Below are 23,977 nucleotides of genomic sequence, written 5' to 3' on the forward strand. Positions count from 1 at the left end.
CCTTAACGGCGTGCGAGGAGCGCGAGCACGAGGCCGAAGGCGGCCGCCGCACCGATCGTTGCGATCGGATGCCTGCGTACCGTATGGCGAACTTCGTTTGCGCCGCGCAGATAGCTCTCCTGCAGATCGTGAAGCAGGTCTTCGCTGCGGCCGAGGAGTTCGTCATAGCCGGCGGCCGCCTGATAGCGGAGCTTCTCGCCGCGTCGCCGCGAATCTTTCGCAACCAGTTTCGTCAGGCTCGCGATTTCGTCGCGCAGGCTTTCGATCTGATCCTCGATCGTGGATTCGATGTCGTGAAGCGTACCGTTGCCATGGCGCCGGCCGCGGATGGACGGGAGGATGGAAGCCATGATGCTCTCCTTGGCATGGGCGCGCGCAAAGGCGCGCCGGTTTCAAACGTCAGCACCGATCATTGCAATAAGTAGTATCGCCCGGCATTGATCCAAATCATCGACACGACAACGCGCTTGCCAATCAAAAGTTCCGGCCGTTAGCGGCCGGCCAGCGCGCTGTGAGCCAGGACAAAGGGCGTTCCGTCCGTCGGAACCTGATTGATGCGCAGCGGGCATCCGAATACAGATTGCATGCGCTCGTCCGTGAGCACGTCGCTGACGCTGCCGGCAGCGCTTAGTCCCCCGGCTCTCATAAGTACGATCTGGTCGGCGAAAAGAGCAGTCAGGTTAAGATCGTGCATGACCGCGATCACGCCGCCGCCTGCGTCGCAAAATTTTCGTGCAAGGCTCATGATCGTCAGCTGATGGCTTATGTCGAGGCTGGATACCGGCTCATCGAGCAGCAGCCAGCAGGGTTTTCCCTCCACGACCGGCTCGCAGATCTGGCACAGCACGCGCGCGAGCTGGACGCGTTGCTGCTCGCCGCCCGAAAGCTCCTGGTAAAATCGGCCTTCGAAGCCTCCAAGGTCGACGGCGGCGAGCGCCCGCGCCGCGATCTGCTCGGCCCGTTCGTGGTGCAGGTTCAGCCCCGTCGTCAGTCCCATGCGCACGACCTCGCGCACCGTGAACGGAAAGGAAATGGCGCTTGCCTGCGGAAGCACGCCGCGAATGGCAGCCAGCTGCCAGGGTTGCATCGTCTTGACCTCCTCGCCGTTGATGCGCACGCATCCGTCGCACGAAAGCTCGCCTGAGATCGCCTTCATTGTGGTCGTCTTGCCGGAGCCGTTCGGTCCGGCGATCGCCGTCAATTGGCCGGCCTTCGCCGTAAAGCTGACGTCATGCACGATAGTCTTGCCCGACAGGCGGACCGAGATGCCGGAAAGTTCGATCATCGAAATTCACTTTTAGAGCGCAAGCCGCGAGCGCTGCCGCAACAATATCCACAGGAAGAAAGGTCCGCCGACGGCAGCCGTGATGATGCCGATTGGCAATTCGGCGGGCGCGACGATGGTGCGCGCCAGAACGTCGGCGAAGATCAAGAGCGAGCCGCCGAGAAGAGCCGAGGCCGGCAGCAGATAGCGATGGTCGGGCCCGATGATCATGCGAAGCAGATGCGGCACGACTATGCCGACAAAACCTATTCCGCCGCTGACGGCAACCGACGCGCCGGTTGCCGCGGCAACGGTTACGATCGCGATATTCTTCAGCCGCTGAACCGAAACGCCCATATGAAATGCTGCCGCCTCGCCAAGGGTTATGGCATTCAGTCCGCGCGCCATGAAGGGCAGGATTGCGAAAGATGCCAGAATGATCGGCGCGGCGGCGGCGATCTTCACCCAAGTTGCGCCTGCGAGCGAGCCCATGGACCAGAAAGTGAGATCGCGAAGCTGCTGGTCGTTGGCGATATAGGTCAGCAGCCCTGTCATCGCACCGGTGAGCGCTCCGAGCGCGATTCCAGCCAGCAGCATCGTGGCGACAGAGGTCTGGCCATTGGTCGTTGCGATCCGGTAAAGCAGCACCGTCGTGACAAGGCCGCCGCCGAAAGCTGAAACCGGCAGGGCATAGATTCCGAGAAGCGCAAATAATGGCAGGGCGATCGTTCCGCCGAGCACGATCATCACGACAGCGCCGAAGCTCGCTCCGGACGACACGCCGACGAGGCCGGGATCGGCAAGCGGATTGCGGAACAGTCCCTGCATCACGGCGCCGGAGACGGCGAGCGAGCCGCCGACGAGAAAGCCGAGGATCGCCCTAGGCATCCGGATGTCAAAGATGATGATCCGGTCGCGCGTGGTCAGCGCCGCCTGCGAACCTGCCACGTTTGCAATCACGTCGACAATCGAGGCATCCGACGCGCCGGTGGTCACCGAAAACAGCAGCGACAAGGCGGAACCCACCACGAGCAGGCCAATCACGAAGACCGCCAGGCGGCGCCGATCGCCTGCCCGGCGGTGCTCGCGAAACGCCGCTATCGAAAGAAGCGATCGTTTCCGTCCCGTCATGGCGGCCAGCAGAGCCATCTTAGCCCCCGTAGATGGCCGCGTTCAATTCGCGGACGGCGCCTGCCGTGCGCGGACCGAAGCCCAAAAGATGCAGGCCATCCATGCGGATGACCGCCTGCTTCCGGGCCGCGGGGGTCAGGGCGAGCGCCGGCTGCTTGAAGAGGTCGTCGTTGGCGGCCGCGTGACTGCCCTGACGGTTCATCATCAGGATCACGTCTGGCTTTGCCTCGACGATAGCCTCGTCGGTCACCGGTTTGTAGCCTGAGAAGGTGCCGACGGCATTGATGGCACCCGCGAGCTTGATAATGCCATCAGCCGCCGTGTCCGCGCCGGAGGCCATGATCTTGCCGCCCTGCGTGCTGAGGATGAAAAGCACGCGCTTGCGTTCCGCTTCCGGCCGCTTGCCGGCCTCGGCAATCGCGGCATCCAGATCGGCGCCGACCTTGGTTTCCAGCGCCTTGGCCTTGTCGGACACTGCAAGCAACGTGCCGATCTTGTTTATCTTCGTCAGGATGCCGGCCCGATCATAGCTATTTGGAACCGTCTCGAACGGCACGCTGGCGTTCTTCAGGACGGTCAGCGCTTCAGGCGGACCGGATCCTTCCACCGCGATGATCGCGGTCGGGTTGACGGCAAGGATGCCTTCCGGAGAGAGAGCCCGCATATAGCCCACGTCCGGCAGCTTCAAGGCCGCGTCGGGATAGGTGCTGGTGGAATCGCGGGCGATGAGGCGGCCCTCTTCGCCAAGCGCATAGACGATTTCGGTCACGTCGCCGCCGACGGCGACAAGACGCGAGGTGTCTATCTTTTTCGGTTCCTCGGCCCGCGCCGCCCGGATAAAGCTATTTCCCGCCGTTGTGGCGGCCAGCAAAGGCAGCGCCATGACGGCTGCGGTCAGTGCCAGTTCGCAAAGCCGGAGGCGGCTCAAGTTCGAAGCTATTCTCATCGTTCCCACTCCCTTACGCTGCGATGCTCGTTCCGGCCTTCGGCAGGCTTTCGATGATCTCGCGCCAATCGGTACGCTCGTCGAAACCTTCCTTCCGCTTGCCGAAGAACTGGATGATCATTTCGCCGTTGGCGTCATAGGCTTCCAGAGAGGTGACATGGCCATCCTTGGTAGGCTTGCGCACGGCCCAGGTCTCGGCGATGTGGTCCTGGCGGAGATGCAGGTGAAAGGTCGGATCCATGATGTTGATCCAAGGTCCCATGGCCTGAACGGTAAAGATCGGGCCGGAATGGATCTGCACGATGCCGTTATTCGCGACAAAGCACATGATCGGCAGACCGGCCCTGACGCAGGCGTTCATCATCTCTGCCGTCGCCATGTTGTCGAGCTTCCAGGCGTAATCGTCGCCGACCGTGCGCAGCGCGGCCTGGCGGCCGATTTTCAGGCGCTTCAACATGCCGAAGAATTCATGCGTGTCTGTGAGCTTGCTCCAGTTGGCGCGCAATTCGTCGCGGTCGACGTCGCCCGATTCATCCTCTGAAGCGGAGATTTCGGCCTCGACGATTTCCTGCGACTGGTCGTCCAGCTTCAGATCAGCGATGATCGAGCGGTAGGCCTCGACGTTCGAGTTCGGACGCAGATGCACCTTGTGAACCGCTTTGCCAGCCTTGTCGAAATACTGCAGGCTGAGGCGTTCGTCGTCGCCGATCTTCTTCGTGACGGCAAAGCCATGGGCCCAGCGGGTCGGGAAGATGCGAAGGTCGATGTTTTCGCCAAGCACGATTGCGCTTTGCATGCCCATCTTGATGTTTTCGAAGATGCCGATTTTTTCGTGGACGGCACTTTCATTGCGCGACAGCGCCATGACTTCGCCGAGTTCGGCCACGCGCTCGAGAAGCTTCAGCGCGCTGGCGTCGATGCGAGTTGCGGAAATGCCGACTTCGGCGGCGACGAGGGCCGCTTCGGAAATGTTTAGCCGCGATGCGATATCGCGCTCGCGCATCTGCGGATTTTCGGCGCGGAACGCGCGAATTTCGGCCGGCGCCGGTCTGGTCTCATCAGTCATCTGCTACCCTTACTTATTGAGAATGAGTTTGCCCTGCCGGGTAATTTTCATGCGGTAGACCACGCCACCATGCCGGATCACGATCTCGTTCGCACCGCGGAAAATGTCCGCGCTTTCGATGGTGCGAATTTCGGCTGCCTCCCGCGGGAGAGGCGCATGCTTAAAGGTGTCTGGCTTCTCAACCATCATATCGGTTGGCAATTTTCCGCTGGTGCCGGGGGTTGTTTTCCTCCGGCCACGATACAATTAACTTGACTTTCATAGTCATCATTTTTTAAACACGCAATAGAAGAGTTTCACACTCAAGTTCTGAAAAATCAGTGGAGAAGCGATGATGGCGGCGGGCAGATTTGCAGCACTTTTGGCAGGCGGATTGATAGCGGCCGGAAGTCTTTGCTCCGCTTATGCGCAAGGCGGCGCCGCAACCGCCCCTGCAAATCCCCTCGAAGTCGAGTTGAATGCGCTGACGCCCTCGCAGAAGGGCTGCATGATGACCTTCGTGGCGCTCAACAAACTTGCAGCACCCGTCAACAAGATCTCGTTCGAACTTGCCTTCTTCAACGACAAGAACACCGTCGACAAGATCACCGTGCTCGACTTTCGCGATCTGCCGCAGGGCAAGAAGCGCGTGCGGCAGTTCGACATGCCGAATTTGAAGTGCGAGGCCGTGACCCGCATTCTCATCAACGATACGCCGGTCTGCGATGGCCCGGCAGCGGGCGAATGCATGAAAGGTCTCGTTACCCGTTCGCAGATTAGCGTTCCCTTCGAGGGGTGAGCAATTTGCGCCGGGGCGCTCTCCGGCGGGCTTCAGTTTCAAACCGGGCCGGGGCAGGCATATGGCAATTCCAGCGAAATCCAGGTTGCGACACGATTTCATCGTGGAGCAGGACGCTGACGGCTTGAACGACAATATGCCGGGCATCCATCCCGGGCATGAACTGCCCGAGCTGCGCCATGCGCAGCGCCAGCCCGCCGCAGAAGCCGTCATCCACTATGCGCGCCACTCGCTCATCGAATCCTTTCCGGAACATCCGCAGGCTCGCAAAACAGGAGCGGCAGACGTGCCGCCGATGGACCATGATGCCCTTGAAAAGCAGGCAAGCGAGCCGAAGCCGAGCAAGCGACGCGTAGCCACCGCCTGCCTGACCTCGTTTGCCTTTCATGCCATCCTCGTCACGGCTCTGGCAATCGGCTTGGCCGTGACGCCACACGACCCGGAGGAGGAAGCAGGCGAGGCAGTGAGTGTCGTCATTCTAGGCGATTCGGAAGCCGACCAGGCCTCTGCCGGCGATCCGGATCTGCAGGTCGAGCCGCAGCCGGAAGTCGTGGTTGCAGAGATGGTGCAACCGAAGACGGTTCAGCCGACAGAAGTCCAGCCGGCGGAGGTTCCAACGGAAAGGGTGCAGCCGACGCAGGCAGAGGCTGTAGAGCCAGTCCAGGAGGTTACGCGGGTCTCCCCGCAGACTGTGACCGCGGAAGAGCCTGAGGTGCTGACGTCGAACGTTCCCGCTGAGACCTCGCTCGTCCAGCCGATGGCCACGCATGCACCGGAGGAATTGAAGCCCGTCGAGCCGGTCGAGGCCGCCGAAGCGCTGCCGGAGCCGGTGCAGCCGGAAAAGGCACCGGCACCGACAGTCAAACCGAAGGCTGAAAAGCCGGCGCCGGTGGAAAAGAAGGAGCCGCCCAAGAAGACGGAAAAGAAGGTTGCCGGCTCTCAAGGCGAGAACAAGCAGGATTCCAGGCGAGGGGCCAGCGATGGAAGCGAGACGGCAGCCTCCAGCCACAATTCGCGCAGTGCCGGAAGCTCGGGCGGTGCCGGAAGTGCAGCCGTTGCAAATTACCCCGGCAAGGTGCAGTCGCGCATTCGCCGCACCGTCAAGGTGCCCACGGAATATAAGCGGATGAGCGCTGCGATAAGTGTCCGAGTGCGCCTGACGATCGGGGGCGACGGTTCGCTGACGTCTGTTTCCGTCGCGCGTAGCTCGGGAATTCCCGAGCTGGATCAAGCAGTTGTGGCCGGTGTCCGCCGTGCCTCGCCATTCCCGCCGCTGCCTTCTGAATGGGGCAAGCCGGTCTGGACCTTCACGCAGGACGTGCAGATCTCGGGCCGGCGGTAAAATATGACAAAACCTGTCAACTTTATACTTTACTGTAAAACTCAGGTTTAATAAGGTCCGTTCGCACACGTTAGAATCGTGTGACGATTAACGAGCGAACGGGTGATAAATGGCTCGGAAGGCTAAGAAGGGATCTAACCGGGAAATCCGCGTGAACGCGGATGTGGCAGCGCAGACGGCGCAGCAATCTTCCGGTGGATCGAGACTGGATGGCCGCAGTTTCCTCTATGTCGGCGGCCGCGATTGCCAGGTGGCCCATCTGCGCCAGATCGCGAGCAGCTTCGGCGCCGAACTGATCCATCATGACGGCGGACTGCGAGAGGCGGTCTCACGGATCGATACGGTTCTGCCCTCCGTCGACTGCGTGTTCTGCCCTATCGACTGTATCAGCCACGATGCCTGCCTGCGGGTGAAGACCGGTTGCAAGAAGTTCGGCAAGGCCTTCATTCCCCTGCGAAATGGTAGCAAATCAAGCCTGGAGCGTGCGCTGCAGACCATGAACGAACGAGACAATTCCCGATGAAAGACCAACGCCCTGAAGGGCTCATGATGATCGGCCTGCACAAGCTCGCCGCCCAGAACGGCGACGGCCTCGTGCCCGAGCTCTACGATCTCCTGGTGAAAAATGCCGAGCGCCAGCAGCTTTATGCGAACGTGATGGAGTTTCCTGTCTGGGAAGCGCGCATGCCCGGAGAAAAGACCGATGCAGCGCTTGGCCGCGAGGCGGCAAACGGCAATAATGTCGTTGCTTTCCCGCACGCCCGCGCGGACGGCAAGAAGGTGTGAGGAACTGGCGATGTATATTGCGATGAACCGCTTCAAGGTCGCAACTGGCGCCGAGGCGGATTTCGAAAACGTCTGGCGCAACCGCGACTCCAGTCTTGCGCAGGTGCCCGGCTTCGTCGAGTTCCGCCTGCTGCGAGGCACGACGGATGCCGAGGAGGGCTATACGCTTTTCTCCTCGCACACGCTCTGGCAGAGCGAAGAGGATTTCCAGAACTGGACGAAATCCGAGAATTTCCGCACGGCGCACCGCAATGCGGGTAACCATAAGGTCATGTACAAGGGGTCGCCGGTATTCGAAGGTTTCAATGTCGTGGACGGCATATGAGCGGCGATCCGGACCGTATCGAAGTTCTGCCGGTCCTGCCCTCGCTCGATATCGACGAGACGCTTGCCTTTTATCGTGACGAACTCGGCTTTGCGCAGATCGTGCACCAAACGCCTGATTATCTGATCGTGAGGCGCGACCAGATGGAGCTGCATTTCTGGCGCACCAACGATGCCAGCCTGCCGGAGAAGACGTCGATCTATCTGCGCGGCGGACGCATTGCGGCCCTCCACGCGGAATATAGCGCAAGGGGCGTAAGGCATCTGACGGATATGCAAGTGCGGCCCTGGAACATGGAGGAATTCTACATCCATGATCCGCACGGCAACTTGCTGCGCTTCGGCCGCGTGCCGCAGCGCTAAGCTTGTGGTTTGCTGCGCATCAGGCCGCCGGCGGCGATCGCCAGCCAGCCGAGCATCATTGCCCAGCCGCCAGCTGGCGCGGCAAAGGGGAATAGCCCGATCCCCGTAAAACGCACCATCACGAGATCGCCGGCAAAGAGCAGTGTGCCACCGATGATCAGAAAACCGGCCAGACGGGCGGTTTTGATCTTCTCAAGACCGATTGCCAGACCGAGCAGGGCAGGGGCATGTGCCAGGCACATTGCGGAGGCGGAGGCTGCGAGCGCGGCTTCACCGCCGCCGTGCGCCGCTACGGCTGCAAGTGCCACGCCTGCCGCGCCGAAGAGACCGGCAAAGACGAAGAATAGCGGTGCGGCACGCGTGTTCGAGATCATGGTTGGACCTGCTCCCTGTTCTGCATGTGAAACGCCGCCGTTCGATCGGCGGCCAGATGATCTCACGCAGCTTCTCGTTAACAATCGTCTCGTCCATTGCACGTCGAAAGCAGAGCAGCCACTCGTCACGCTCGACCGGGCCGATCGCGGCGGCGAAATGGCGGCTGCGCAGTCGCGGGTGGCCGCGTTTGTCGGTATACAGTGGCGGACCGCCGAGGTAGCCGGTCAGATATTCGTAAAATTTCTCCGCGCTGCCTTCGAGACTTGGCGGATGGACCGCGCGGACGCGCCTTGCTTCGGGCAGCGAGTCCATCAGCTCGTAGAAACGCTGCGTCAGCGCCCTCACCGTGAGATCTCCGCCGATCGCCTGATAAAGCGTGATTGCCTCTTCCATCAAATTCCGCCTCCTGAACTCCGCTTCTTAATGCACTTCCACTGCCCTGATCGCAACCGGTTGCGACGGTCCGCGGCATTTCACCCAGCAGGGTCAGAACGCAGATTCTGATTGACAAAACCGTCCAGACGGTATTTTTAGGACAACATGTCAACTGCTCATCATCGCAAGAAACAGCCCGTTCTCGTGCGCCGGCAATTGCTGGATGTCGCCGCACGCCTTGCGACGGAGCAGGGCATGGCGTCCGTGACGCTCGACGCCGTCTCCGGCGCATCGGGCATCAGCAAGGGCGGCTTGCTGCACCATTTCCCGACCAAGAATGCGCTGCTGGATGCGTTGTTCGACAGTCTGCTCGAACGTTTCGATCAAGAGCTCGAGGAACTGATGCGGGCCGATCCGGTGTCGCACGGGCGCTTCACGCGCGCCTATCTTTTCGTATGCGCCGACATCAAGAAAAGGACGGATGACTCCCGTCACTGGACGCAGGTGACGATTGCAATGCTGGCCGAGCCGCGACTGCGCCAGCGTTGGCGGGAATGGGTACGGAAGCGGGCCGACGAATATGTCGGCACCGACTCGTCGATCGACGCTCAGATCGTGCGCTTTGCTGCCGATGGTCTCTGGCTTGCCGACGCGACCGAGAGCCACTTGATCGGTACTGCCGAACGCAGCGCGCTGATTGGCCGGCTTACTGAACTTACCAAGCGCTAATTTTTCAAAGGACAGAACCATGAGCCCGGCTGCCGTCTACGCGCTGCTTTTCGCCGCAATCGTACTGGAAGTGATCGGCACGACCGCGCTGCAGCTTTCGCAGCAGCTCACGCGTTTCTGGCCAAGCGTACTTCTCGTCGTCTGCTACACGGCTGCCTTCTACGTCCTGTCGCTCACTTTGAAGGTGATACCGGTCGGTATTGCCTATGCGATCTGGAGCGCATTGGGGATAGTGCTGATTTCGGTGGTCGGGTTTGTCTATTTCAAGCAGCGGCTCGATCTTCCCGCCGTGATCGGGCTTGGGTTGATCATTACCGGCGTTTTGGTCGTCAACATCTTTTCGAAGTCCATTTCTCATTGATTTCTCTGGACTTTCTTCGCTCATTGCCGTGTTTTGGAGGAGGGGTGCCAACAGGTCTGTGTGCCGGGTGCGTTGACGAGCATCGCGAATGCCCCAAATGAGCCGGTAAGGAAGGCACAGGAGCCGATTGAAAAGCGCGGCCCGAAACCGCACCGAACGGCCAAGCCGCTCACTGCTGAGGAAGCATTCATGCGACTACTCGTTCTTGGTACGGGCGTAATGGCGAAGAACCAGTTGCGCCATTTCGCGCACATGGATGGTGTCGAGGTCGTCGGCGCGGTCGATACCGATCCAGATCGCCTGAAGCTCTTCGCCGATGAATTCGGCATCGAAAAACGCTTCCTGACATTGAACGACGCGATAGCCTGGGGTGATTTCGACGCTGCGACGAACGTCACGCCTGACCGCATCCATCACCCCACGACCATGGCGCTGATTGCTGCCGGCAAGCATGTACTTTGCGAAAAGCCGCTGGCGGAAAACTATCCGAAGGCTTTGGAGATGACGGAAGCGGCGGAAGCGGCCGGTGTCGTCAACATGGTCAACCTCACCTACCGCAACGTCGCGCCGCTGCAGCGCGCCCGCGAGATGGTGCTTGCCGGCGAGCTCGGCACCATCAAGCATGTCGAAGCATCCTATCTGCAGAGCTGGCTGGTGTCGCGGGCCTGGGGGGACTGGCGCACGGAATCGACTTGGCTCTGGCGGCTTTCGACCGGTCACGGTTCCAACGGTGTGCTCGGCGATGTCGGCATCCATATCCTCGACTTCGCCGCCTATGGCGCGGCAACCGACATCGACCACGTCTTTGCGCGGCTCAAGACCTTCAACAAGGCGCCAGGCGGCCAGATCGGCGAGTATCTGCTCGATGCCAACGACAGCTTCACGATGTCTGTCGACTTCGCCAATGGTGCGCTCGGCGTCATTCACGCGACCCGCTGGGCGACGGGCCATCTCAATGAGCTGAAGCTTCGCATCTACGGTGAACGGGGCAGCCTCGAGGTCATTCACCGGCCGAACGGCTCGCAGCTGCGCGGCTGCCTCGGCGAGAACATCGAGAGTGCGACCTGGAGGGACATCGAGGTCGCTCCGGTGCCAACAAACTACCAGCGCTTTGCCAAAGCGGTGATGAGCGGCGTGCAACCAGACCCCAACTTCCGCCATGCCGCCAACCTGCAGAAGGTGATTGATCTTGCCATGATCACCGAGCGTGAACGGCGCGAACTGAAGGTGTGATTTCCTCGCGACGCATACGAAAGTCGTGGCGCCCTCTGCGCCGACGCTCCATTAGTGGACGATATCAGTTCCAGGCGGGGGAACCGGGAAGACGCTATCCAGAGGAAAGCGGCGGGTCTCTGCATGGGAGACCGCAGCAAGCGCGCTACTTCTTCTCGCGCGAAGTTCCTCCTGGATGATCGAGTCCATGCCGAACTTGAAATTCCTGGTGCTGAACCGCGCTGCATGCGTGCGAATGGTTTCGGGGTCGAAATCCTCGGCATGTTCCTCGAACGACCGCACTGCATCGACGATGGCTTCAACGTTCTGCTCGTAAAATAGGAGGCCGGTTTCTCCCGGCACGACCGTTTCAAGCGCTCCGCCACTGCCAAAAGCGATGACCGGTCGGCCGCTCGCCATGGCTTCCACCGGGACAAGGCCGAAATCCTCCTCCCCGGGGAATATCAGGGCGCGGCATCGGGCGAGTTTTTCCTTGAGAACCGAAAAGGGCACACGCCCGAGGAATTTCACTGTCGGCCCGGCGATCGACTTCAGCATGGCAAGCTCCTTGCCTTCGCCGATGACGACGAGATTGCGCCCCATCTTGGAAAAGGCCCGCACGGCAAGATCGACCCGCTTGTAGGAGACGAGCTGCCCGGCGCAGAGATAGAAGTCCTCGATGGTCTCCGAGGGCGAATAATCCTCGACTGCCACCGGCGGATAGACGACCGTGGCGGAGCGTCCGTAATACTTGCCGATGCGCGCTTTTACATGGTGCGAGTTCGCGACGAAACGGTCGACGCGCATGCTGGTGCTGACATCCCAGGACCGCAGAAGCGGGGCGAGCACCGGAAGCATTATTCTGGAAGCGAGGCCGGCATGCGAACGATAGACGTGATAATGATCCCAGATATAGCGCATCGGCGAATGGCAGTAGCAGACATGTGTCGAATGCGGCGGAGCAATGATGCCTTTGGCAGGGCCGGATTCGCTCGAGATGATGAGGTCGTATCCGCTGAGATCCAGGCTTTCGAGCGCGAACGGCATCAGCGGAAGCAGCGACTGATAGTGCCTGACGGCACCCGGCAAGCGCTGCAGAAACGACGTCTTGACGATATGTCCCCTTATTTTTTCGGAAACTCGGCTTTCATCGTAAACGAGCGTGAAGATGTCGGCGTCTGGGAACATGTCGCAGAGGGCCTCGACGACCTTCTCGCCGCCGCGCATCGAAACCAGCCAGTAATGAACAATTGCGACACGCATGATGTCTCCCTCGCCAACCAGTCTGGCCATCATCGTTGAAGCGGAGGGCATTCCACAGCGCTTAGATTGGTCTGCTACGGCCTTAAAACGGTGTAGAGCCACGGCCGAAAGACCTATGTGGAGCGGACACTGGGCCGAAATTACTGCAACTGGAGGAAGCGGACGGCGGTTTTCTACTCCGTCTTCCCCAGATTGGACTAAAGCAGGCTGCCTCGCGGTGGATTTACTCGAATTGCATTAGGCGCATCATCGTCGTTCAGCGGTTTGCTCGCTGCAGAATGACGAGGAGAACAAGGTCGCGCCATGCCCATTGCTGCCGTACGCAATTCAATAACCGCATTGCCCGGCGCCCGTCGTGTCCTCCGCTTCATCATGGCGGCAGGGCTCATTGGCACCGCTTTCACCGGACAAGCCGTCCATGCTGCAGACGACAGCTACCGAATCCGAGCGCAGACCAGGATGAAGGTCTCGGTGGTGGAATGGGTGTCTTCAACGGGCGAGTACAAGGAATGGACCGCTCTCAACGGCGAATATGCCGTGTCTCAGCGCGGCGATATCTCGATGCCCATGGTCGGCGAGATTGCCGTTCTCGGCAAGACGACGCAAGAGACGGCGCTCCTGATCGGCGACAGGATCAAAAAACTGACGGGGCTTGCGACCGCTCCGATCGCCTCGGTTGAGATCGCCAAATACCCAATGGTCTACGTCACCGGTGCCGTCGAGCGGCCGAACGAGTTCGAATTCAGGCCAGGACTGACCGTCAAGCAAGCGCTTGCCCTGGCTGGCGGGCGGGAACGCCGCAATGACCGCTCCGGCGAATATGCCGACGCCGAGCAGATTCGCTATGCCGGGGAATTCAGCCGGCTCGAGCTTCAGGCAAAACAGCTCATGGCCCGCCGCGCCAGGCTGATCGCCGAGCTCTACGACAAGCCTTCCGTGGATTTTCCACCGGAACTGACCGGTGCCCCCGAAGGTTCAGTCGTGGGCCAGATACTGAAAAGCGAGAGCGCTCTGTTTACGGCAAGAGCCGACGCCTTGCGGCACCAGCTGGAATCTGCCGCAGATCTCATGAAGCTCTTGCGAAGCGAGATCACTGTGCTCGACGAAAAGATGGTGGCGCAGGAAAGGCAAGTCCAGATCGCCCAGGATGAGCTTGGCGACATCTCGAAACTCGTCGACACCAAGATCCTGACCACCTCCCGCAAGACCTCCCTCGAACGCATCGTCGCCGATATGCAGAGCGACAAGCTTGATCTGGTCGTCGCGTCCATGCAGGCCAAGCAGAAGCTGAACGAAACCGAACGCGAAGCCCTCAACCTGAAGGGTCAGCGCAAGACAGAGGTGGGGCAGGAACTGCAGGTAACAGAAGCGGAGCTGGAAGACGTGCGGCTGAAGCGCTCCACGACCGTTCAGCTGCTGCAGGCCGCAGGCGCGTCCGTTTCGCGCTACGAAAGCCTTCAGGCCGTCGACGTGCAACCGCTCGAATATTGGCTGACCCGCGGCGGCGATTCTGGCACCACCGCTCCGGTTCCAGATAGCGCTCAGCTCGAGCCGGGGGATGTGCTGGACGTTCGCTACAATGTCTCCAAGAACCTGGACGGTTCGATGCTTTCGTCCGCCAATCCTCCTTTGCGGGTGCAGTAAACCATATGAATTCGAGGATCGGGCAAAACAATATGGTTGTTCACGATATCGGCAAGCTTATCCCCGGCGACCAGTTCGGCAAGAAGCAGTCATCTGACACGGAAAACATATCGTTTGGCGACATATGGCGCTTTCTGCGGCGCCACACCCTGATGCTCGCCTTTTTCACGACGGTGGGCGCTGCCGCAGGCGGTGTTTATGTCGCTACCCAGCCGCCGCTTTTCTTCGCGGCTGCCCGCCTCGTCATGGATCCCGAGCAGGGCCGGATCGCGTCTCAGGATGCCTTCACCGGCACGATCATCATCGAGGCGGCTGAAATCGCCAGTCAGGTGGAGATCATCCAGTCGGAGCCGATCGCCAAAGCGGTCATCAACAAACTCAATCTGTCCGAGGATCCGGAAATCCAGGATAATTCGTCCTGGCGGTCGATCGCCAAAGACTGGCTGCATTCGATGATGAGCGAAGCAGCCGCACCCATCGCACCCGGCCAGGAGGCGTCGGACGAGGAGATACGTATGCGCAGGACGATGGCGTCGTTCCTGTCGAGGGTCTCCGTCGTCAGGGTAGGGCAATCCTATATCCTCGAAATCGGCTACAAATCCACCGATCCGCAAAAGGCGGCCCGCGTCGCGAACGCGCTTGCGCAAGCCTATATGGATTCGGCCGTCGCCGCGCGCGCCGCAGCAGCGCAAAGCGGAGCGAACTGGCTGGAAACCCGGTTGATCGACGTGGAAAAGCAAGCCCGGCAGGCGGCATTGGATGCGGAAGAATTCCGGGCCATGAACGGCATCATGGATCTCGGCACCACGTCGTCTCTGGACCAGCAGCAATTGTCCGAAATCAGCAGCCAAGCCATTTCCGCAAGCGCCGAGACCGCTGCAGCGTCCGCCAAGCTCGATACCCTCAATCGGCTGATGGCAGGGGAAGCGGTTGGCGGCAGCGTTCAGGAAACCATCGACAACCCCCGCATACAGAAACTCCAGGAGGATGTCAGCCTTGCCACGACCAGGCTGAACAATCTGATAAGCCGCTACGATCCCGGCAATCCCGCGATCGCGGCCGCAAAAGAGGAAGTGACAAGGCTGAGCGGAGAGATCAGGAACGAATTCGTCCGCATCCAGGAGGTATACAAAACGAACCTTCAGGTGGCCCAAACCCGCGAACGGCTCCTCAATGACCAGATGGCGGCTTTGACTGCTACCGGCACGGACAAGAACCTGGCGCGTGTGAAACTGACCGAAATGGAAAGCCGTGCGACCACCTATCGCCGGATCTATGAAGGAATTCTCCAACAACTGACGGGCACGTTGCAGAAGCAGTCCTTTCCGCTCGGAGACGCCCGCGTCGTGACGGCCGCATCCGCGCCGCTGACGAAGAGCTCGCCGAAACCCTCCATTATCCTGCCCTTCACCACGCTGATGGGCCTGGCGGGTGGTCTGATGATCGCGTTGCTTATCGATGGCAGGGGCAAGGGGATTCACCTGAACCCCAGACTGCGGCAGGAGCTCGGTATAGCTTCGCTCGGGAGCCTGCCCCTTCAGGGCGCAACGGTAGTCTTGCCCGCCGGGGCAAAGGCGGCAAACCTGCAGGCCGCGATGCCGCTGCGGGGCGTGCTCGATGCGCCCTATTCCGATTTCACCGAAGCCTTGAGAGGCGTGAAGAATTCCATTGGTGCGGCATTCCGCCCCAACTCGCCAATGGTAATCGGCATCACCTCGGTCGGCAGCGGCGAAGGAAAGACGACGGTTGCGGCGAACCTCGCGCAGCTCTACCAGAATGAAGGCACGCCGGTCGCCCTCGTCGATGCCGATTTCCAAAAAGGCTTCCTAAGCAAAGTGGTGAGTGCCGCCGGGGAGGATTTCGGGCTCAGCCTGCTGCGGATGGATCATGTTGGCGCGCATGAGCCGCAAGCCGCCGAACATGTCGTGGCGGGTCACGACGAGCACGGCCGCAGGAGCAGGAGGCACAGGGACGACGAGCATGCTGAAGCCTCCACGCTGGTTCCCGTGCTGACTGTCGAGGAGACCAAACGGTCTGCTGCGTGCCACCAGATATTCGGTCATCTCGCCGCGCTCAAGACCGAAATCGAGCTGCTGCGTCAGAACTACGGCGTCGTCATCGTCGATCTTGCGGCCTTCGAGGACTCGGCCGATACCCGGCATATCTTCAACTACCTGGATGGTATCGCTATTGTCGTCGGCAAGCCGAAGAAAATGACCATCGAGCGGCTGTCTGCCGCGCTTGCGAGCTTCGGCACGTCGCGGGTAAGCCTGCTCGGCATCATCGCCAATCGCAGCAGCGGCAGGAAGCGTTCACCGGGAAAGCCTGCTTCGTCGCGGCCGAGCGAACCTGCCCTGAAACCGGCCGCTTCCCATCTGATCCTCAATGACAAGCCGCGCGGGCGTCCGCTGAAGGTGGCTGTCGGCATCGCGAGCTCGGGCAGGCGCGAAATCCTTTCTGCCGTGCTTCCCCATATATCGCACCAGACGCGACAGCCCGAGGAGGTCGTCATCTGCGTGCCCTCGCTTGAGGATGTCGACCGAACGAGCCTTTCCTCGCTTGCCTGCCCGGTCAGGGTGCTGGTTTCAGAGCGCGGTCTTTGCCTTCAGCGCAACACAATTCTCGACAGCATCGTCGATGCGGATGTGGTGCTCTTCCTCGACGACGATTTCCTGATGACCCCCACTTATATCGAGGACACCGAGCTGCTGTTTCGCACCCGGCGCGATATCGTCATGTCGACGGGTACGGTCATCGCCGACGGCATCACCGGCGCAGGTATCTCGGTCTGCGACGGCCTGAAGCTGGTGCAGAAGGTCCGCCGCCCGCAGAAACGGGAGAAAGCCTTCAAGCCCGTCTATAACGCCTATGGCTGCAACATGGCTATCCGTGTTTCGGCGATCGTGGCTTCTGGAGTCCGGTTTGACGAGAACTTGCCATTTTATGGCTGGCTTGAAGATGTCGACTTCAGCCGCATGATGGCGCGATATGGAGAAGTCGTATGTGCCGACCACCTGCAGGGCGTGCATCTCGGCACGAAGGCCGGGCGGACGACCGGCATCAAGTTCGGATATTCGCAGATCGCCAATCCCATCTATCTCGTGCGCAAGAACACCCTGAGTTCCGGACGGGCGGCTGCGCAAATGGGCCGGAACCTGGCCGCCAATCTTGTCAAAGCCTGGCGCCCCGAACCCTGGGTGGACCGGAAAGGGCGTCTGAAGGGCAATGCGATCGCAATTTTCGATCTTCTGACGGGCAGGCTTGCACCGCAGAAAATCAGGACGATGGGGTAGGATCGTGATTCAGCGCTATCCCGATCGTGTTGTCGTCATCAATGACCGCTCGACCAAGGTCGGAGGAGCCTCAAACCTGGCCATCCTGTCGGCGCAACTGCTCAAACGCGCCGGCATTCCAGTAACCTATCTGGCGGGCGATGCGGCCGGAAGCGAGCTGCCGGCGGATGATACCATCAATCTCGGCGGCACGCCGCTGACCGTCCAGGGGCGCATTGCAGCCTCGATCAGCGGCCTTTACAACAGACAGGCGCTCGATGCCGTGCGCGAGGTCATCGATAGGGCCGACACGGCCTCGACCATCTATCACATCCATGGCTGGTCGAAGATCCTTTCGCCCTCCATTTTCCGAGCCCTTTGGCCCGTCCGCCAGCGTGTGGTTCTGCATGCACACGATTATTTCCTGTGCTGCCCAAACGGCGGCTTTGCGAACTATCGGAACGACACCGTCTGTACCCTCACGCCTATGTCGGTAGCGTGCATGATGACGCAATGCGACAAACGCGGCTATCACGAGAAAATCTGGCGTTCTGCACGCCACATGCTGCGTGAGCGGCTCTATCCGACGGACGAGCTCCCGGCCAATATCGTCATCGTGCATCAGCGGATGCGTGAATATTTCGAGCGCGCCGGCATCTGCACCGATCATATCGAGACCATTCGCAATCCGGTGGAGCCGTTTCTGCGCAGAGGGGCCCAACCCTGGAAGATGCAGGATTTCTTCTTCGTAGGAAGGCTCGAGCCGGAAAAAGGGTTCGAGGATGCCGCGCGGGCGGCGCGACTTGCCAATGTCAGGCTCCAGATCATCGGCGATGGCGCCGGCCGGTCGATATTGGAACGCGACTATCCCGAGGTCGTCATCCACGGCTGGAAAGCCAAAGGTGAGATGCATGAACTCCTGAACAATGCGCGCGCCGTCGTCGTCTCGTCGCGCGTGCCGGAACCTTTCGCGCTTGCAGCCGTCGAAGCGATCGGAAGCGGAATTCCCGTCATTGTGCCGGACGCCGCCTTGTTGGGGAGCGAGCTTGAGGAATTGGGTTGCGCGCTGACATTCAGGACGGGGAACATCGGATCGCTGGCGACGGCGATGCGACGCCTCGCAGCAGATGATGCGGTGGTTCGCTCCATGAGCTTGAACGGCATCAGCAAGGCACCCGGTCTTGCTCATTCGCCGGAAACCTGGGGCGAAGCGCTGATTGCTCTTTACGCCCGGATCCTGGCGCGAACGAGCTTGGCTGGTGTTGCCGGCAGGCACCCTGAACGATCCGGAAATCGATCAACCGTCTACCGCCATCCGTTCATTAACTGAACGATATCAGGAAGATACCCTCATTGAAAGCGGTTGCGTCCTGTCGTTCATCGACAGTTTCAAAAGGTCAATAAACCAATGGTCCCTTCATCGGTAGTCAAGCCTACTTCTATCTGACTAAGGCTTAGCCGTTCTGGTCAATTGTCTATTCCGACCGACACTGCCAACCTTAACTGTGGGTTGAGATATAAACGGGGTTTTCAAATGCTATCGTTCTTTGATGGCGTTGCTCAGAACGGGCAATCGGCTCGGCTACGACGGCCGACGTCGAGAGATTATCGCCTGAAGCGTGCCGGGGACATCCTGATTTCCGGATCGGCGCTGTTTTTCTTTCTGCCGTTCTTCGCGCTTATCGCGGCGGCCTTGCTGCTGGTAGATGGGCGGCCGCTCATTTTCCGCCACGAGCGTGTCGGCCGCAACGGTCGTTCATTCCCATGCCTGAAGTTCCGCTCAATGCGGAAGGACGCCGACACGCGGCTGGCCAGCATTCTCGCCAACGATCCCGTGCGCCGCGCCGAATGGAATGAAACCCAGAAGCTGGTCAACGACCCGCGCGTCCATTGGCTTGGAAAATATCTTCGGATGACGAGCCTCGACGAGCTGCCGCAGCTCTGGAACGTCTTTTGCGGCGATATGAGCCTTGTCGGGCCGCGGCCGATCGTGGCCGATGAAATAGAGCGTTACGGCCGTCGGATCCACTACTATCTAGCCATGACGCCGGGCCTTACCGGTCTATGGCAGGTGCACCGGAACAAGGACACGACCTATGATGAGCGGGTGCAGTTCGACGTAGACTATTATCACAGCTGCTCGATGTCGGCTGACTTGAAGATTATCTGGAAGACGATCGGCATCGTCCTATTCGCGCGCAACGAATCTAGCAGATAAAAAAGGCCATCACGGCGCCCCATATCACCAGGCAAAAGAGAATGGCCGCCCACCGCAAAACGAATTTTGCGGTGGGAAAACGCGTGCGTTCGAAAGGGACCTTTGAATGCATCCGTCGGGCCTCCTGCCGACGTTTCAACACCAAGACGCCTTGGCTTCGAAACTGGTTGGGCTTAGACGCCGTGCTTCGCGCAACTTCCAACTGAACTGCCCGCAAAACGTTCGTCGCTTCGACGAAGACAATAGCAAGCAGGAATGTCACTCGACATGCCAGTTATGCGTCCGATTGGTGCTCCTTTTATTGCGATTCTCATGCATCTCGCAAGTCTACTTGGCTTTGTCATCGGTTTTGTAGCCTGATCTATAAGGGGAGCAGGAGCTATGTTTGACAGCGGCTTGCTCTTCTGATCAGAGACGCGGTTACATCCTTCCTCGGCTTTGATCGAGCCGGCCGAACCGCATTCATTAAATGGCCGGCCTGAACCTTTTTCTCAGAAATTGCATGACGAAGTCGTATTCATGCAGTCCTTCGGACGAAGACATGCGGGCCATGAAAAACATGCTGCCAAGATAGACAAGGGCTGCAGCGGCGGCCGTTGCAATCGATAGCCACATCTGGCGCATAGGATGGTCGACGGAGTCGCCGAGATAAATTCCCGGCACCAGGCACAGCGCCATCAGCAAGACCGGAGCGAAATATTTTGCCCCTTCCTTGGCTTGCCGGGCAAGGCCCAGGCCGATCGATGCACGGACGATGGCAAGCGAAGTGGCGAGGCTTATCGCGGCGGCGATCGCCTGTCCGGCCAGTATGCCATTCAGCCCGTAAGCATATCCGAGCGAGCAGATCAGCATCAACTTGGAAAAAAGCTCGATGACATTCTTGACGATGATCAGATGGAGCTTGTCGGCCAGGAAGCAGATGGAATTTACGAGTGCCGTCGGAAGGCTGATGATGGCGATCAGCGGCAGGCATGTGAGGATGAAGGCGGCACCATGCCAGGAAGGCCCAAGCAGTAACGTGACGACCACATCGGCAAGGATCGACAGAAATACGAGCGCCGGCGCGACCAGGAATACGATCGTGCATGTGGCGCGCAGATAAGCTTCACCGAGTTTTTCATGCGACGGGATCTGCGAGAATGCGACGAGAAACGGCCTGAAGAGAGGTTGGACCACCGACTGATAGGGAACGGCAGTAATGTCGCTTGCAACGGAATAGCGGCCGAAGGAAACCAGGTCCATAAAGCGCGGCAGGAGGAGTTTTTCGAGCTGCCAGTTCACCGATTGGAGAATTTGCGAAAGCATGTACCATCCGACGATGGGCGCAAACATCGACCAGTCCTTGAGTGACAGCACTGGCCGCTGTGGTGCAAAGATATAGGAGACGATCATCATCAGCATTGGACCGACAACCGTGCCAACCGCAATTGCCCAGTAGCTTCCGGTATACAGGGCCATGGCAACGGCAGCACATAAGGAGGCTATCTTGCCCGCGGCCTCCAGGATGAAGTCGGGACGAAAATCGAAGCGCTGCGTAAAAAGTATCAGCTTCGGGCTCTTAAGTCCGCGCATGACGGGCGCCAGGGAAAGCACGCAGATCAGGGTAGTCAGCCGCGGCTCGTCATAGAACAATGCGAGCGGATAGGCGAGCGCACAGAGCAGCAAGCCAACGATTAGACCCCTTGTCAGGCCGATCGTCAGAGCCGTGTTGAACATATCCTCGGTTGGCGACGGGTCTCTGATGAGGGCGGCGGCAACCGGCATCTCGAAAATGGCCTCGGCTATGAGAACCGAGGACATCGCCATAGCCACCAGTCCGAAATCCGATGGGCCGAGCAGGCGTGCCAGACACAGGAGCGTTATAAAATCCAGTGTCTTCGAAGCCAGCTTGCTGCCGACCGTCCAGGTGCCGGCTTTTGCCGTCAGGGTGGATAGCGACGATGGCTCACGCGAACTCATTAACACTACTCCATCGGTGCCGGCACTTTCAAGACTACCAAAATACGGCGAAGGACGGAGCACGGCCAAGGTGCCCATAAGCGTAACTCCCTACCGACTTTGGACAGCTTGTCTATCGTGCCGCAGACCGGACAAACTGGTGCTCCGTGCAGGTGACGCCTGCTGCCATTGTGAGCTTGGCTGGCAGACAAACGGCGCTCCTGATCGCTCTCTATGAATTGTCGGCAGGGGGTGGGTAATGCGTGACGGCTTGAGCGCTGATGTCATCGATATCTGGATATGGAACCTTGAGGAGGCGAGCGCTTCGCAGCTACCAAATCTCGCAAGGACGTTGACGGCCCGCGAGCTCGATGCGGCAGCACGATTTGTTCATGAACGTGATCGGCGCAGGTACGTTGCAGGCCGGTCGGGGCTGCGCCAAATTGTCGGCAGCTATCTTGGGATCGAGCCCAAGCGCCTAAACCTGAGCTACAATGCCTACGGCAAGCCGCGCATCGCAGCGTCAAACGGCAGTATGTTGCACTTCAACCTCAGCCATTGCGGCGGGATGGCGGCGCTTGCCGTTTCCAGCTGCTACCAGGTCGGCATAGACATCGAAGTGGTTCGGCCACTGAAGGAAGGCAATGTCAGCCGTTTCCTGTCGCCGAAGGAGCAAATGACGCTCACTGCACTTCCGGCCGGAGAATACCGTCGGGCGTTTTACTCCGTCTGGACACGCAAAGAAGCCTTCGTCAAGGCAATTGGCGTTGGTCTTTCGTTTCCTCTTGATGCATTCGACGTGACGGTTGGCGACGGTCTTCCGCCGCGCCTTGAGCGACTGGATGCAGACGGAAATAGGCCGGCGGACTGGAGTCTGTTCGATCTCCAAATCCCATCTCCATTTGTCGGGACACTTGCGGCGCTGACCGGCGGAAGGCCCGTCAGCCTGAACTATCGAGACGAGAACGCCCAGTTCTTCATGTCAAGCGCGCATCCAGAACGTAACGATTGGCCACCTCATCAAAATGATGGCAACCAAGCAGGCCTTTCTTGAAGTCCGGCGTGATCGTTCGTATGCACCGCTCGCTATAGCTGTCGAGGCTCAGTTCGTCGACCTCCATGATGTTCAGTCCATATCCGTAGATGCCATAGGCATTGCGCTGCGAGGGCCTGTAGAGGCGGCCGCCGCGTTCGAACATGCGTCCGGCGTTTCGCGCGAGCGTGCTGTCTATGACGACCGGATTATGCCGGTGCGGCGTCACGCGCTTGAGCTTTGGACCGTCGACCTCGAAGACATAAAGTTCGCAGCAGTGATCTTCATAGTCGTGGAAATCCGACAGATTGGTGAAAAGCCACCATTTTCCACCATGACGCATCAGTACGCTGTCGGCAGCTGACCTGCCTTCGAGCGCCGTCGAGTACAGTTCCCACTTCAACGGAAACTCGACGCAGCGCCAGATCTGGAGCTGGCGCGATTGGTGCCGCTCGGGCATCATGAATATATCCTCGCCATCCCTGAAGACAAAAGGATAGGAAAGGTGGTGCTCGCAGCGCAAGGCTATCCCGAGATGTTCGAACTTATCTCCGCGGAAGCGCCCGACGGCAATATGGGCATTCTTCTGGCCATCAGCATACGCTTCGCAGAAGAGGTAACATTCGTTCTCGTGTTCGAAAAGGAACGGGTCCGCCTTGATCTCGTTCATCGTCGGAGGAATTTCAACGGCCTGCTGTGGGTCGAAATCCTCGATGTGGCCCCCGCCGGTATAGAGAGCCCAAACGGACGAACCGGAACGAAGCTTCTTTCTCAGCTTTTTGATGGAACGTGCGGCAAGGTCGCCGGCAAGCGCAGCGACGTAGCGGCCAAGTTCTGAAGCGGACGGCGGGGGAATTGCCGAAATGGTTCGCCGTGCGATCACACGCAATTGCCGTGTTTCGGCAAGGCGTCTCAATTCGCGCATAAGCAAGGTCACGCCACGCTCCTTTATGGAGGCGGCAACGCGCGCGGCGCTTGTCTTGGTATTGAAGAGAGAAGACGCGACGACGTCGACGCTACCGTCCGGCCCTCCGGATTTATAAAGCAATAGTTCGACCGATGCTGCCTTCGAAATTGTGCCACGATAGGCGAACCAATCGACATCATCGGAGACCTGATCGCTGCAACTCAACGCCCATTCTCCGAACGGCAAGGCATCACTTACGCCTATTGGCAAGCCTGAGGGAGTCATACGAATGACGATATCCACTTCCAGATCCTGCATGAGGCGTCGAAGGATGTCCCGGCTCTGCGGCGTCTCCAGGTCGGATGATCCCATGTCGTCGAAGCGCTGGGTTTCCGGCGAAAAGGATTTCGGCACATAGGGGGTCTCATGGGTGAGGAATTTGCGTTCCAGGCGTGCCTCGAGCGCGAAAAGCTTCGGCACCCGGACCTTGGACGCCGACTGGTGCACGATGATACTTGCAAGATCAAAAAGAGGCTCGGAAGCAAGCCTGTCAAGAACCATCAGTTGCCATGCTTCGAGCCGATCCCTCGACTTTGCCAGGACCGCAACTTTCAAAGGTCTGTGCGCTGCTATTTCCATCCACACCTGCT

The 23,977-nt window shown here is 59.6% G+C and carries 24 protein-coding genes and 1 pseudogene; 14 read left to right on the forward strand and 11 right to left on the reverse strand.

All coding sequences use genetic code 11. The features are described 5' to 3' along the window. Nucleotides 1-2: 2 nt before the first annotated feature. The 6 genes from EV130_RS23855 to hemP all read right to left on the reverse strand — a co-directional run bounded on the left by EV130_RS23855 (nt 3) and on the right by hemP (nt 4,596). Nucleotides 3-350 carry an ElaB/YgaM/YqjD family protein gene (locus tag EV130_RS23855; protein WP_074062025.1) on the reverse strand — a complete coding sequence of 116 codons (348 nt, stop codon included), beginning with the start codon at nt 348-350 and terminating at the stop codon, nt 3-5. Nucleotides 351-490: 140 nt separating this feature from the next. Then, the gene (locus EV130_RS23860) at nt 491-1,285 is read right to left on the reverse strand and encodes a heme ABC transporter ATP-binding protein (RefSeq protein ID WP_132661635.1); all 795 of its coding nucleotides are present in this window, start codon (nt 1,283-1,285) and stop codon (nt 491-493) included. Between the two features lie 12 nt (nt 1,286-1,297). Further along, nucleotides 1,298-2,413 (reverse strand): FecCD family ABC transporter permease, encoded by a 1,116-nt coding sequence (locus EV130_RS23865; protein WP_074062023.1) that lies wholly within the window; start codon nt 2,411-2,413, stop codon nt 1,298-1,300. A 1-nt stretch (nt 2,414) separates the two neighbouring features. Then, entirely contained in the window at nt 2,415-3,341 is a 927-nt protein-coding gene (locus EV130_RS23870) for a heme/hemin ABC transporter substrate-binding protein (protein ID WP_074062022.1), read from the reverse strand. 13 nt (nt 3,342-3,354) lie between these two features. Beyond that, nucleotides 3,355-4,407: a hemin-degrading factor gene (locus EV130_RS23875; RefSeq protein ID WP_074062021.1), complete on the reverse strand. Its 1,053-nt coding sequence runs from the start codon at nt 4,405-4,407 to the stop codon at nt 3,355-3,357. 9 nt (nt 4,408-4,416) lie between these two features. Next, entirely contained in the window at nt 4,417-4,596 is a 180-nt protein-coding gene (gene hemP / locus EV130_RS23880) for a hemin uptake protein HemP (protein ID WP_074062020.1), read from the reverse strand. Nucleotides 4,597-4,741: 145 nt separating this feature from the next. On the opposite strand from hemP, the gene EV130_RS23885 reads away from it, so the two are divergent. The 6 genes from EV130_RS23885 (at nt 4,742) to EV130_RS23910 (ending at nt 8,000) form a co-directional block, all read left to right on the forward strand. Further along, nucleotides 4,742-5,185, forward strand: a complete 444-nt coding sequence (locus tag EV130_RS23885) for a hypothetical protein (protein ID WP_132661637.1) — start codon at nt 4,742-4,744, stop codon at nt 5,183-5,185. A 61-nt stretch (nt 5,186-5,246) separates the two neighbouring features. Next, nucleotides 5,247-6,527 (forward strand): energy transducer TonB family protein, encoded by a 1,281-nt coding sequence (locus EV130_RS23890; RefSeq protein ID WP_132661639.1) that lies wholly within the window; start codon nt 5,247-5,249, stop codon nt 6,525-6,527. Nucleotides 6,528-6,636: 109 nt separating this feature from the next. Next, the gene (locus tag EV130_RS23895; protein ID WP_132553730.1) at nt 6,637-7,050 is read left to right on the forward strand and encodes a DUF2325 domain-containing protein; all 414 of its coding nucleotides are present in this window, start codon (nt 6,637-6,639) and stop codon (nt 7,048-7,050) included. Then, nucleotides 7,047-7,313 carry a hypothetical protein gene (locus tag EV130_RS23900; RefSeq protein WP_074062017.1) on the forward strand — a complete coding sequence of 89 codons (267 nt, stop codon included), beginning with the start codon at nt 7,047-7,049 and terminating at the stop codon, nt 7,311-7,313. The genes EV130_RS23895 and EV130_RS23900 overlap by 4 nt, the downstream gene beginning before the upstream one ends. Nucleotides 7,314-7,323: 10 nt before the next feature. Further along, a complete protein-coding gene (gene hmuQ, locus EV130_RS23905) occupies nt 7,324-7,638 on the forward strand; it encodes a heme-degrading protein HmuQ (protein ID WP_132661641.1) in 315 nt (104 codons plus the stop codon). Beyond that, on the forward strand, nt 7,635-8,000 hold the full coding sequence (locus EV130_RS23910; protein WP_074062015.1) for a bleomycin resistance protein: 366 nt from the start codon (nt 7,635-7,637) through the stop codon (nt 7,998-8,000). Before hmuQ ends, EV130_RS23910 begins: the two co-directional genes overlap by 4 nt. On the opposite strand, the gene EV130_RS23915 is transcribed toward EV130_RS23910, so the two are convergent. Together EV130_RS23915 and EV130_RS23920 are read right to left on the reverse strand one after the other, a co-directional pair. Continuing rightward, nucleotides 7,997-8,374 carry a DUF423 domain-containing protein gene (locus tag EV130_RS23915; RefSeq protein ID WP_074062014.1) on the reverse strand — a complete coding sequence of 126 codons (378 nt, stop codon included), beginning with the start codon at nt 8,372-8,374 and terminating at the stop codon, nt 7,997-7,999. The two genes, EV130_RS23910 and EV130_RS23915, sit on opposite strands and share 4 nt — an antisense overlap. Continuing rightward, nucleotides 8,371-8,771: pseudogene (locus EV130_RS23920) on the reverse strand (group II truncated hemoglobin). Before EV130_RS23920 ends, EV130_RS23915 begins: the two are co-directional and overlap by 4 nt. 144 nt (nt 8,772-8,915) lie before the next feature. Between EV130_RS23920 and EV130_RS23925 the strand changes: the two are divergent. From EV130_RS23925 to EV130_RS23935, 3 genes are all read left to right on the forward strand, one after another. After that, nucleotides 8,916-9,479: a TetR/AcrR family transcriptional regulator gene (locus EV130_RS23925; protein ID WP_074062012.1), complete on the forward strand. Its 564-nt coding sequence runs from the start codon at nt 8,916-8,918 to the stop codon at nt 9,477-9,479. Nucleotides 9,480-9,498: 19 nt separating this feature from the next. Next, a complete protein-coding gene (locus tag EV130_RS23930; RefSeq protein WP_074062011.1) occupies nt 9,499-9,840 on the forward strand; it encodes an SMR family transporter in 342 nt (113 codons plus the stop codon). 189 nt (nt 9,841-10,029) lie between these two features. Further along, a complete protein-coding gene (locus EV130_RS23935; protein WP_074063257.1) occupies nt 10,030-11,073 on the forward strand; it encodes a Gfo/Idh/MocA family protein in 1,044 nt (347 codons plus the stop codon). Between the two features lie 51 nt (nt 11,074-11,124). On the opposite strand, the gene EV130_RS23940 is transcribed toward EV130_RS23935, so the two are convergent. Next, nucleotides 11,125-12,315 carry a glycosyltransferase gene (locus tag EV130_RS23940; RefSeq protein WP_081377144.1) on the reverse strand — a complete coding sequence of 397 codons (1,191 nt, stop codon included), beginning with the start codon at nt 12,313-12,315 and terminating at the stop codon, nt 11,125-11,127. Between the two features lie 303 nt (nt 12,316-12,618). On the opposite strand from EV130_RS23940, the gene EV130_RS23945 reads away from it, so the two are divergent. From EV130_RS23945 to EV130_RS23960, 4 genes are all read left to right on the forward strand, one after another. Then, nucleotides 12,619-13,959: a polysaccharide biosynthesis/export family protein gene (locus tag EV130_RS23945; RefSeq protein ID WP_132661645.1), complete on the forward strand. Its 1,341-nt coding sequence runs from the start codon at nt 12,619-12,621 to the stop codon at nt 13,957-13,959. A gap of 32 nt (nt 13,960-13,991) precedes the next feature. Continuing rightward, nucleotides 13,992-17,252, forward strand: a complete 3,261-nt coding sequence (locus EV130_RS23950; protein WP_165918562.1) for a nucleotide-binding protein — start codon at nt 13,992-13,994, stop codon at nt 17,250-17,252. A gap of 4 nt (nt 17,253-17,256) precedes the next feature. Next, nucleotides 17,257-18,561, forward strand: a complete 1,305-nt coding sequence (locus tag EV130_RS23955) for a glycosyltransferase family 4 protein (RefSeq protein WP_132661649.1) — start codon at nt 17,257-17,259, stop codon at nt 18,559-18,561. Between the two features lie 204 nt (nt 18,562-18,765). Continuing rightward, the gene (locus EV130_RS23960; RefSeq protein ID WP_074062008.1) at nt 18,766-19,449 is read left to right on the forward strand and encodes a sugar transferase; all 684 of its coding nucleotides are present in this window, start codon (nt 18,766-18,768) and stop codon (nt 19,447-19,449) included. 465 nt (nt 19,450-19,914) lie between these two features. On the opposite strand, the gene EV130_RS23965 is transcribed toward EV130_RS23960, so the two are convergent. Continuing rightward, nucleotides 19,915-21,408: an oligosaccharide flippase family protein gene (locus tag EV130_RS23965; protein WP_165918563.1), complete on the reverse strand. Its 1,494-nt coding sequence runs from the start codon at nt 21,406-21,408 to the stop codon at nt 19,915-19,917. A 238-nt stretch (nt 21,409-21,646) separates the two neighbouring features. Between EV130_RS23965 and EV130_RS23970 the strand changes: the two genes are divergently transcribed. After that, nucleotides 21,647-22,441 (forward strand): 4'-phosphopantetheinyl transferase family protein, encoded by a 795-nt coding sequence (locus EV130_RS23970; RefSeq protein WP_132661653.1) that lies wholly within the window; start codon nt 21,647-21,649, stop codon nt 22,439-22,441. On the opposite strand, the gene EV130_RS23975 is transcribed toward EV130_RS23970, so the two are convergent. Further along, entirely contained in the window at nt 22,365-23,966 is a 1,602-nt protein-coding gene (locus EV130_RS23975; protein WP_132661655.1) for a glucosamine inositolphosphorylceramide transferase family protein, read from the reverse strand. The genes EV130_RS23970 and EV130_RS23975 overlap by 77 nt on opposite strands. Nucleotides 23,967-23,977 lie beyond the last annotated feature (11 nt).

The sequence above is a fragment of the Rhizobium azibense genome (assembly GCF_004342325.1).
Classification (GTDB): Bacteria; Pseudomonadota; Alphaproteobacteria; order Rhizobiales; family Rhizobiaceae; genus Rhizobium; species Rhizobium etli_B.